This window comes from Arthrobacter sp. PsM3, assembly GCF_030433895.1.
Lineage (GTDB): Bacteria > Actinomycetota > Actinomycetes > Actinomycetales > Micrococcaceae > Arthrobacter.
In genome coordinates, this window is the sequence record NZ_JARUXE010000077.1 from 1 (window position 1) to 9,155 (window position 9,155).

The window sequence follows — 9,155 nt, forward strand, 5'->3', positions numbered from 1 at the left end:
GGCGCGGCGCCCCGCGGCCCCGGCCCCTACGTCAAGCGCGAGCTGTTCGCCACGGACCTGGGCCTCTGGGCGCAGCGCATCTCGGCCATGGAAGTGGAGGACCGGCTGAGCCTCCCCGGTGTCTCCGAAGCCCGCGCCCCCCAACTGCTGGCAGGTGCCCTGGTGGCCGAAGCCGCCCTCGAAATGTTTGAGTTTCCGAGCATGGAGATCTGCCCTTGGGCCCTCCGCGAAGGCCTGATCCTCCGCCGGCTGGACCAGCTGGTCTTTGAGGGGCCGTTGGAGCCTGCACCCCACGTGACCCGGTCAGACCAACCCGCTGAACCGCAGACACCGGAGGCAGAGTCGCCAGACTCCAAGCGATCCCAGTCAGCAAAAGCCCGGTGAGCCGTTCCGCTGAAGCCTGATTCCCGGCGGCGGAGTGTCGATTCGGACGTGGCCCGTTCGTCTAGAAAGTGAGAGGCCGGCAGGGAGCCGGCCGCTTCGTCAAGGAGGACAGCACCATGGCACAGTACCTGCTCAGCGTCTACCAGCCGGTCGGCCCCGCCCCGGCCCCGGAAATTCTTGAGCCCATCATGCAGGACCTCGAGGCCCTGAACCGCGAAATGAAGGCCGCAGGGGTCTGGGTGTTCGCCGCCGGTCTCCATCCCACCGATACCGCCACGGTCGTGCGCCAGCAGGGCACCGGGGTGCTCATCACGGACGGTCCCTTCGCCGAAACCAAGGAGCATCTCGGCGGGTTCACCGTCATCGAGGCGGAGGACCTCGACGCCGCGCTTGGCTGGGCCGGCAAGCTGTCCCGCGCCACGACCCTCCCCATCGAAGTACGACCGGTCCAGCACTAGGCACAACCGCAAATGACCCGCGACGCAGCGCCCGCCCTGCCGCCGGAACCCGCGGGGGCACCTGTGGCGGAGACAGAGATCGCCCGGGTCTTCCGGCAGGAATACGGGCGTGCCGTCGCCGTGCTGACCCGCGTGCTGGGGGACATCGACGCCGCCGAGGACGCCGTCCAGGACGCCTTCACGCTCGCCGTTCAGCGCTGGCCGTCCGCTGGCACCCCGCCAAGCCCCGCAGGCTGGATCATCACCACTGCCCGGAACAGCGCGATCGACCGGCTGCGGCGGGAGGCGGGGCGCTTGGACAAACAACTCAAGGCGACGCTGCTGCAGGCGGCCCGCTCCCCGGCGCTGCGGACGCCCGAGGAGCAGGTGATCACTGAACTCTCAAGGGAGGGCACCGTGGACGATGACAGGCTGCGGCTGATCTTCACCTGCTGCCACCCGGCCCTGGCCGCCAATATCCAGGTGGCGCTGACGCTGCGGCTGCTGGGTGGACTCACGACGGCGGAGATCGCCCACGCATTCCTGGTGCCGGAAACGACCATGGCCCAGCGTCTTGTCCGGGCCAAAGCGAAAATCCGGGATGCCCGGATTCCGTACCGTGTGCCGCATGGGGTGGATCTCCCGGCGCGCCTGCAACCGGTCCTCGCGGTGGTCTATCTGATTTTCAACGAGGGCTACAGTTCCAGCTCCGCCGGGTCCTTCACCCGGGAGGAACTCTGCCGGGAGGCGATCAGGCTGGGCCGGCTGCTGGCGGCGCTGCTCCCGGATGAACCCGAGGTGGCAGGCCTGCTCGCGCTGATGCTGCTGACGGAATCACGGCGCGGGGCACGGGAATCAGGCGGCGCCCTGGTGCTGCTGGCGGATCAGGACCGGCGCCTGTGGGACCGCGCGCTGATCGCGGAAGGCCAGGCTCTGGTCCGGCAATGTTTGCGGCGGAACCAGCCCGGACCGTACCAGCTCCAGGCCGCGATCAACGCCGTCCACAGCGACGCGGCCGACGCCGCAGCCACGGACTGGCGGCAGATCCTCCGGCTGTACGACCAGCTCCTTGAGGTCGCGCCCGGTCCGGTCGTTGCTCTGAACCGGGCCGTGGCCCTGGCCGAGCTCGAAGGCCCGGCACCTGCGCTGCGCCTCGCGGATGAGCTCGGTTTGGAGGGTTACCACCTGTTCCACGCCGTCCGCGCCGACTTCCTGGCCCGGCTGGGCCGCGCTGACGAGGCCGCGGGAGCTTACAGCTCCGCGCTGCACCTGGCTGGAAACGCGGCGGACCGGGAATTTCTGGAGGCCCGCCTGCGTGACGCCCGCCTGGGTGACGGCCGCAGCCCGAACGCGGGTCCGGTGCCGGGGGAGACCGCAGGAGGGGCAGACGCCGGTTAACGACGAAGGCACCGGCCGCCCGCTGCGGGAAAATGGGGGAAACCCGCCGCGGACCACCGGTGCCGGGCAGACATCCGCATGTCTGCCGCATCACTCGCACCCTCAATGAGGTAGTAACTACGTTACGTACCGAGTTTGTGAAGACCCTGACGCCAGGATGTGAGCTGGCTGTGAATCGGGCCGGACTGCGATGATGGGGACATGAGCAACCGAATCGCATTCCTGGGCTGTGGATCAATGAACGAGGCCATCATGAGCGGTCTGCTCGCGGGCGGAACCGACCCGGCGGACATCGTCGCCACGGTCCGCCGTGCCGAACGGGCCGACGAACTCGCCAAACGGCATCACGGCATCACGGCCATCGCCGGCGAGGAAGAGCCGGAGAACAACAAACAGGCGGCCACCGGCGCCGACGTCGTGATCCTGGGCGTCAAACCCGTGGGCATCGCGAACCTGGCCCGGGAGATTGCCGCTTCGCTGGCGCCGGACACGATCGTCATCAGCGTCGCCGCCGCAGTGTCGCTGGAGCAGCTGGAAGCGGCCCTGCCGGCCGGCCAGCCCGTGATCCGGAGCATGCCCAACACCCCGGCGCGGCTGGGCCGTGGCGTCGTGTCCGTCTCGCCGGGCACGCACTGCTCCGCGGCGCAGCTCCAGCTGGCCAAGGACCTCCTGGCTTCCGCGGGAACGGTCGTCGAAATCCCCGAAGACCAGGTCGATGCGCTGTCGGCGATCAGCGGATCCGGCCCGGCCTACGCGTTCTACCTGGCCGAGGCAATGGCGGACGCCGGCGTCGAACTGGGACTGGACCGTGAGCTGTCGCTGCTGATTGCCCGCCAAACCGTCGCCGGGGCCGGCTTCATGCTGGCCGAGCCGGGCGCGGATCCGGCGGCGCTGCGGAAGGCCGTCACCAGCCCCAACGGCACCACCGAACGCGCCATCGCCGCCTTTGACGCCCGCGGCCTGCCCGCGATCATTGCCGAGGGCGCCCGGGCCGCGTCCGCCCGGGCAGCGGAGATCACCACGCAGCTGGGCTAGCGGCAGGCGCAGGCGCAACGGAGATCACCACGCAGCTGGGCTAGCGGCAGGCGCAGGCGGAGGCGCATGACGCAGGCCGGACCGGGTGGCAGGATGGGACCCATGGAACTGCACATCACAGGGGATCCCGCGGCGGACAAACTGCTCAGCGACGACGCGTTTGCGCTGCTCACCGGCATGCTGCTTGACCAACAGGTGACCATGGAGTCGGCCTTTGCCGGTCCGGAAAAAATCCGGACGCGCATCGGATCCATGGATCCGGCCGCGATCGCCGGCTACGATCCGCAAGAGTTTGTCGAAATGTTCAAAGAACGCCCGGCCGTCCACCGGTACCCCGGATCAATGGCCGGCCGCGTCCAATCTCTTGCTGAGACGGTGCACAAAGACTGGAACGGCGACGCTACTGCCATCTGGACGCGGGGTGACCCCGACGGGCCGGAGGTGCTGCGCCGGCTCAAAGCACTGCCGGGATTCGGCGAGCAAAAAGCGAAGATCTTCCTGGCGCTGCTGGGAAAGCAGTGTGGCCTCCAGGCTGAAGGCTGGCGCGAAGCCGCCGGACACTATGGCCTCGAGGACGCCTTCCTGTCCGTCGCTGACATTGTGGATCCGGAGTCGCTGAGCAAGGTGCGGGCCAGCAAACAGGCTGCCAAGGCCGCCGCGAAGGCTGCGAAGACTGCCGGGCCCTGATCGTGCGCAGGCGACGCGCAATCTGTCTCATGACGCGCAATCCGTCTCATGACGCGCGAAAGCCCTGGCGCTGCCGTATTCCGGCAGCGCCAGGGCTTTCGCGCGTCGCCAGGCGGAATCTGCCGCGCCGGGGACCGTGTCAGGCGAAAGGGGACTTCTCAGCGATGTCGATGTGCGTCGGTCTTCCCGGGCCCGGGCCCGGTACCGCTACGGCCGGGCGGCGAACCTCTCGAGCAGGTCCACGTGACCGGAAACGATGAGCATGTCCCGTGAGGACACCTTCGTCTCCGGCCGGGCGTAGGTGAAGTCCTCGCCTGGGGATTTCACGCCCACGATAGTGACCCCGTACTTGGACCGGACCTTGGATTCGTCCAGGGTGAAGCCCACGGTTTCGCGCGGCGGATACATCTTCACGATCGCGAAGTCGTCGTCGAATTCGATGAAGTCCAGCATGCGTCCGGAGACCAGGTGCGCGGCCCGGACGCCGGCGTCGGCCTCCGGGTAGATCACGTGGTTGGCGCCGATCCGGGTCAGGATCTTGCCGTGCGAGGGCGTGATCGCTTTGACCCAGAGGTGCTCGATGCCGAGGTCCACGAGGTTCACCGTGATCAGCACCGAGGATTCGATCGAGGTGCCCACGCCCACGACGGCGGAGCTGAACTCCTGCGCGCCGAGCTGGCGGAGGGCGTCGATGTTGGTGGCGTCGGCCTCGACCACGTGCGTCAGGACGCCCGACCATTTCTGCACCAGGTTGCGGTCGCGTTCGATGGCCAGCACCTCGCGGCCCTGCTTGACCAGCTGTTCTGCGGTGGAGGCGCCAAAACGGCCCAGCCCGATCACCAGTACGGGTGCGTTGTGGGCGGGGCGGTTCACGGCGCTTTTGGAACTAGCCAATGATGGGTCTCTCTTCCGGGTAGTGGAATAGCTGGCTGCGCTGGCGCAGCGCCAGGGCAGCGGCAAGGGTGACGGTCCCGACGCGCCCGGCGAACATCAGGACGGTGAGGACGTAGACGCCCGACGGCGGAAGCTCGGCGCTGAGGTTCGTGCTGAGGCCCACCGTGGCGAAAGCGGAAATAGTCTCAAAGAGCACCCGGTCCAGGGATGCCCCGCTGATCTGGAGCAGGAGCATGGCCGACACGGCGACCAGTGTGGCGCCGGCGACGATGACAGAGATGGCCACCCGCATGGTCCCCTCGGGGATGGTGCGGCCGTACACCTTCACGTCGGAGTCGCCGCGGGCCTCGGCCAGGATCGCCAGGAACATCACGGCGATGGTGGTCACCTTGATGCCGCCCGCGGTCGACGCCGAGCCGCCGCCGGCGAACATGAGGGCGTCGGTTAGGAGCATGGTGGTGGAATCCATCTGGTTCTGATCCACCAGGTTGAAGCCGCCGGAACGTGTCATCACGGACGCGAACAGCGAATGGATGAGCTTGTCCCCGACGTTCATGCCGCCGATGGTCCTCAGGTTCTCCCATTCCATCAGCCCCCACAGCAGCGTGCCGGACACCAGCAGGATCAGCGAGACCTGGATGGTCAGCTTGGTGTGCAGGTTCCATTTCTTCCAGTTCAGCCCGTTCTGCTGCAGCACCATCACCACGGGGAAACCGAGGCTGCCGAGGAAGACGCCCACCATGAGCGGGACGAGGATCCACAAATCGGTCTCGTAGGGCACGATCCCGTCCGAGTGCGGGGTGAAACCGGCGTTGTTGAACGCCGAAATCGCGTAGAACACCCCGTGCCAGACCGACTGGCCGAAGCTTTCGCCCAGGGTCAGGAACCGGGGGATCAGGGCGAGGGCCAGGGTGCCTTCGATCACCACCGAGGTGACGATGACGATCCGAAGCAGGGTGCCCACCTCACCGAGGCGGCCGGCGTTCATGGCCTCCTGGGCGATCAGCTTGCCGCGGACACCCAGCTTCTTGCTCACCATGAGGGCCAGCAGCGACGCCAGGGTCAGGGTGCCCAGGCCGCCGACGAAGATGCCGACCAGGATGACGAGCTGGCCGAAGAAGGACCAGTGCGCAGCCGTGGACACCACGGTCAGGCCGGTCACGCAGACAGCGGACACGGCCGTGAAAAGCGACTGATACAGTGGCGTGAATTCCCCGGTGGCCGAGGAGACCGGCAGGGACAACAGGCCAGTGAAAACCAGGATCACCATGCCGAACGCCGAGAGCGCCAGCCGCGCCGGGGTCGTGTTGGCGATGTTGTCGATGAAGTCGCGGAGGCGTGTGAAGATCCACAGGCCCTCCCGCTCCGGTGTGCCGGGGTGCCAGTTTGCCGGGCTCTTGGACCTCGACTGGCTCTGCGTCATGTGTGGCTTATCCTCGCTTGAAACTGCTTCCTTCAGTAGTAAACCACTAAACCCCGCGCAATGACGGGGGAAGGGCGCCCCGCGCTCGGGTAGCCTGTGATTGATGACATACCTGCCGGGGCTCGCAAAGACCGCACTGCCAACGACGGTGGTGTGGGATCCTTCCATGACTGCCTACAATTTCGGCCACAGCCACCCGATGGCGCCGGAGCGGATGGAGCTCACAGCCAAGCTGGCCAAGAGCCTTGGCCTGCTGGATCTGGACCACGTCACGGTCTCGGCCCCGGAGGTGGCCAGTGACGCCGAGCTGAGCACGGTCCACAGCCCGGAGTTCGTCGCCGCCGTGCGGCGGGTGAGCGCGGATCCCGGGACCCCGGACCTGGAACGCGGACTCGGTACCGAGGACGACCCGGCCTTCGCCGGCATGCACGAGGCCAGTGCCCGGCTGGCCGGCGGCTCCCTGCTGGCCGCCGCCGCCATCCTGGACGGCAGCGCTGTCCGGGCGGTGAACTTCGGCGGGGGCATGCACCACGCGGCCCGCGAACGCGCGAGCGGTTTCTGCATCTACAACGACGCGGCCCTCGCCATCCAGCGGCTGCTCGACGGCGGCATGCAGCGTGTGGTGTATATCGACATCGATGCCCACCACGGCGACGGCACCCAGAGCATCTTCTGGGACGATCCGCGTGTGCTGACGATCTCCCTGCACGAGACCGGGCTGACCCTGTTCCCGGGCACCGGTTACGCCAACGAGATCGGCGGCCCGAATGCACAGGGAACCGCGGTGAACGTGGCCCTGCCAGCGGGCACCGGGGACGGCGGCTGGCTGCGGGCGTTCCACGCCGTGGTGCCGCAGCTCGTGGGTGCCTTCGAGCCAGAGGTCATCGTGAGCCAGCACGGCTGTGACTCCCACCGGCTGGACCCGCTCACGCATCTGAACATCAGCGTCGACGGCCAGCGCGAGGCCGCCACCGCCATCGGCAACCTCGCCGCGCGCTACTGCGAGAACCGCTGGATCTCCACTGGGGGAGGGGGCTACAACGTCATCACCGTGGTGCCGCGGGCGTGGAGCCACCTGATCGCCATCGCGGCCGGGCGCCCGGTCCCGCTCCGCACCCCCGTTCCGGAGGACTGGCGCAGCTATGTGAAGGAAAAGTACGGGGCCAAGTACGGGGTTGCCGCGCCGGAGATGATGGGCGACGACGTCGACCTATGGTGGCGCTCCTGGGAAGTCGGCTTCGACCCGAACGACGAGGTTGACCGGACTGTGATGGCCACCCGCAAGGAAGTCTTCCCGCTCTACGGCCTGGACCCCTGGTTCGACTAGTTAGCTAGCAGTTGCGGCCGTTATGAGCACTGAAAACGGCCCTCCTGCGGGTTGGATGGTACCCGACTACCCGGCTGCGGAAGCGTCGGCGGCGGGCTTCTCGGCCTGGAACACGACTCCCGCCGCGCCGATGATCCAGCCCAGCAGCGAGAGCGAGAAGGCCCCCACCAGGTCGGTGGACGCGGTGCCCTTAACCAGCCACACGCCAAGCACCAGCAGCCCGATGACGAGGTACACCATCAGCGCCGCGATGATCCGACCGGAGAGCTTCGTGGTGATCCCGCCGGGGTCCAGGACGCCGTCCCGGGCCTGGCCTGCGGCCTGCCCGCCGCCTTGTTCCTCTTGGCGCACCTCGGCAATGGTGAATCCCAAGGCTGAGGCGGTCAGGGAACTCAGCGAAGTGGACAGCACCCCGGCGGCGCACACAACGGCTCCGTTCAATTTGGGCGGGGTGCCCGGCACCTCCGGGAGGAACACCCAGACCTGCAGCAGCACGCTGCCCCAGACGATCACGAACAGGGCCAGGAACACGGCGGCGATGATGTTGAAAAGCTGTTTCCGGAAGAAGTCCCCCATGGCGGTCCACTCCTCTGCGTCGGTAGGCTGCGGCCTCACCTGCCGGGAAGGCGGTGCGTCCGTTCTAGCACCGCGCCCGGTCCCGGGCAATGCCCGGCGACTATGTCCGGGCCGCCATTTAGTGGATGCCATCCGGCGTATATGTCGCTAGTGTGGAGGGCATGGTGACAGACGACGTATTTGCCGTCATTGCTGAGGCAACCCGGCGTGACATTCTGGTATCCCTGCGCAAGGGGGACAAAGCAGTGGGGGAGCTGGTCCAGGAGCTTGAGGCCAGCCAGCCCACCATTTCCAAGCACCTGAAAGTACTCCGCGAAGCGGACCTGGTGAGCATGCGTGCCCAGGGCCAGAAGCGCTATTACACACTCAACCCCAAGCCGCTCTCCGGGATCGCCAGCTGGCTGCAGACCTTCGACGTCGGCAGTGCCGGCGCGCCTGAGCCCTCGGCGGAACCCGCGCCGGCACGGACCGCGGAACCCCGCCTCCACCCCGCCCCGGACACCCTGGCCGCTGCTGCTGCCGCCGCCACCCCGCCGGCTGCCGCCCCAGCCGCGGAACCTGCCGCCGCTATGTCACCTGCCGCCGCGGCACTGGCCGGGCGGCCCGCCGGCAGCCCGCTGAGTCCCGCCGTCGTCCTCCCGGTCGGCACCGCGGGCGAGGACAAGATGCCGCAGCAGATCGGCCGCACCGTCGGCCGGGCCGCCACGAAGGCCGCCGACCTACTGGCCAACCTGCCGAAGTTCGGCCGCAGAAAGTAACCCGCAGAAAGCAACCCTGCTGGTCTTGTGGTCCGCGTCACCCCGTTTTGGTCACATGGGGCGCCCTCCGGCCCTCGAATGGAAATCCACTCCGCCCCGGTGCCACGATGGAAAGGCTAATTCATCGCGCCCAATGAGGGGCGCCGGGCTTAGGGAGTTGGAATGGACGCGCGGCTTGGGGCCATCCGGGACACGGTGCTGGCACGAAATCCCGGCGAAGGGGAGTTCCACCAGGC

Annotated in this window: 10 protein-coding genes; 7 read left to right on the forward strand and 3 right to left on the reverse strand. The window is 67.9% G+C overall.

Annotation, left to right across the window (positions count from 1 at the left end; all coding sequences use genetic code 11):
- The 5 genes from QCD75_RS21250 to QCD75_RS21270 form a co-directional block, all read left to right on the forward strand.
- The coding region (locus QCD75_RS21250) for a Ppx/GppA phosphatase family protein (RefSeq protein WP_441005531.1) at window positions 1-384 on the forward strand (384 nt) is incomplete at its 5' end.
- Between the two features lie 116 nt (window positions 385-500).
- Window positions 501-842: a YciI family protein gene (locus QCD75_RS21255; RefSeq protein WP_301231491.1), complete on the forward strand. Its 342-nt coding sequence runs from the start codon at window positions 501-503 to the stop codon at window positions 840-842.
- Window positions 843-854: 12 nt separating this feature from the next.
- Window positions 855-2,219, forward strand: a complete 1,365-nt coding sequence (locus tag QCD75_RS21260; RefSeq protein ID WP_301231492.1) for an RNA polymerase sigma factor — start codon at window positions 855-857, stop codon at window positions 2,217-2,219.
- Between the two features lie 201 nt (window positions 2,220-2,420).
- The gene (gene proC / locus QCD75_RS21265; protein WP_301231493.1) at window positions 2,421-3,254 is read left to right on the forward strand and encodes a pyrroline-5-carboxylate reductase; all 834 of its coding nucleotides are present in this window, start codon (window positions 2,421-2,423) and stop codon (window positions 3,252-3,254) included.
- A gap of 102 nt (window positions 3,255-3,356) precedes the next feature.
- Window positions 3,357-3,941: an HhH-GPD-type base excision DNA repair protein gene (locus QCD75_RS21270; protein ID WP_301231494.1), complete on the forward strand. Its 585-nt coding sequence runs from the start codon at window positions 3,357-3,359 to the stop codon at window positions 3,939-3,941.
- Window positions 3,942-4,148: 207 nt separating this feature from the next.
- Here the strand turns inward: QCD75_RS21270 and QCD75_RS21275 are convergent, their stop codons facing one another.
- Together QCD75_RS21275 and QCD75_RS21280 are read right to left on the reverse strand one after the other, a co-directional pair.
- Window positions 4,149-4,835, reverse strand: coding sequence for a potassium channel family protein (locus tag QCD75_RS21275; RefSeq protein WP_226760564.1), 687 nt, complete (start codon window positions 4,833-4,835; stop codon window positions 4,149-4,151).
- Window positions 4,828-6,258: a TrkH family potassium uptake protein gene (locus QCD75_RS21280; RefSeq protein WP_301231495.1), complete on the reverse strand. Its 1,431-nt coding sequence runs from the start codon at window positions 6,256-6,258 to the stop codon at window positions 4,828-4,830. The genes QCD75_RS21275 and QCD75_RS21280 overlap by 8 nt, the downstream gene beginning before the upstream one ends.
- A gap of 103 nt (window positions 6,259-6,361) precedes the next feature.
- On the opposite strand from QCD75_RS21280, the gene QCD75_RS21285 reads away from it, so the two are divergent.
- Window positions 6,362-7,585: an acetoin utilization protein AcuC gene (locus QCD75_RS21285; RefSeq protein ID WP_301231497.1), complete on the forward strand. Its 1,224-nt coding sequence runs from the start codon at window positions 6,362-6,364 to the stop codon at window positions 7,583-7,585.
- Window positions 7,586-7,651: 66 nt separating this feature from the next.
- Here the strand turns inward: QCD75_RS21285 and QCD75_RS21290 are convergent, their stop codons facing one another.
- Complete coding sequence (locus tag QCD75_RS21290) at window positions 7,652-8,161, reverse strand: hypothetical protein (RefSeq protein ID WP_301231499.1); 510 nt, start codon at window positions 8,159-8,161, stop codon at window positions 7,652-7,654.
- A gap of 161 nt (window positions 8,162-8,322) precedes the next feature.
- Between QCD75_RS21290 and QCD75_RS21295 the strand changes: the two genes are divergently transcribed.
- Entirely contained in the window at window positions 8,323-8,919 is a 597-nt protein-coding gene (locus tag QCD75_RS21295) for an ArsR/SmtB family transcription factor (protein ID WP_301231500.1), read from the forward strand.
- Window positions 8,920-9,155: the final 236 nt, after the last annotated feature.

Excerpts from the sequence above, each read along its gene's own strand:
- QCD75_RS21255 (WP_301231491.1), top strand. The coding sequence starts at position 501 with ATGGCACAGTACCTGCTCAGCGTCTACCAGCCGGTCGGCCCCGCCCCG.
- QCD75_RS21260 (WP_301231492.1), top strand. The coding sequence starts at position 855 with ATGACCCGCGACGCAGCGCCCGCCCTGCCGCCGGAACCCGCGGGGGCA.
- proC (WP_301231493.1), top strand. The coding sequence starts at position 2,421 with ATGAGCAACCGAATCGCATTCCTGGGCTGTGGATCAATGAACGAGGCC.
- QCD75_RS21270 (WP_301231494.1), top strand. The coding sequence starts at position 3,357 with ATGGAACTGCACATCACAGGGGATCCCGCGGCGGACAAACTGCTCAGC.
- QCD75_RS21280 (WP_301231495.1), bottom strand. The coding sequence starts at position 6,258 with ATGACGCAGAGCCAGTCGAGGTCCAAGAGCCCGGCAAACTGGCACCCC.
- QCD75_RS21285 (WP_301231497.1), top strand. The coding sequence starts at position 6,362 with ATGACATACCTGCCGGGGCTCGCAAAGACCGCACTGCCAACGACGGTG.
- QCD75_RS21290 (WP_301231499.1), bottom strand. The coding sequence starts at position 8,161 with ATGGGGGACTTCTTCCGGAAACAGCTTTTCAACATCATCGCCGCCGTG.
- QCD75_RS21295 (WP_301231500.1), top strand. The coding sequence starts at position 8,323 with ATGGTGACAGACGACGTATTTGCCGTCATTGCTGAGGCAACCCGGCGT.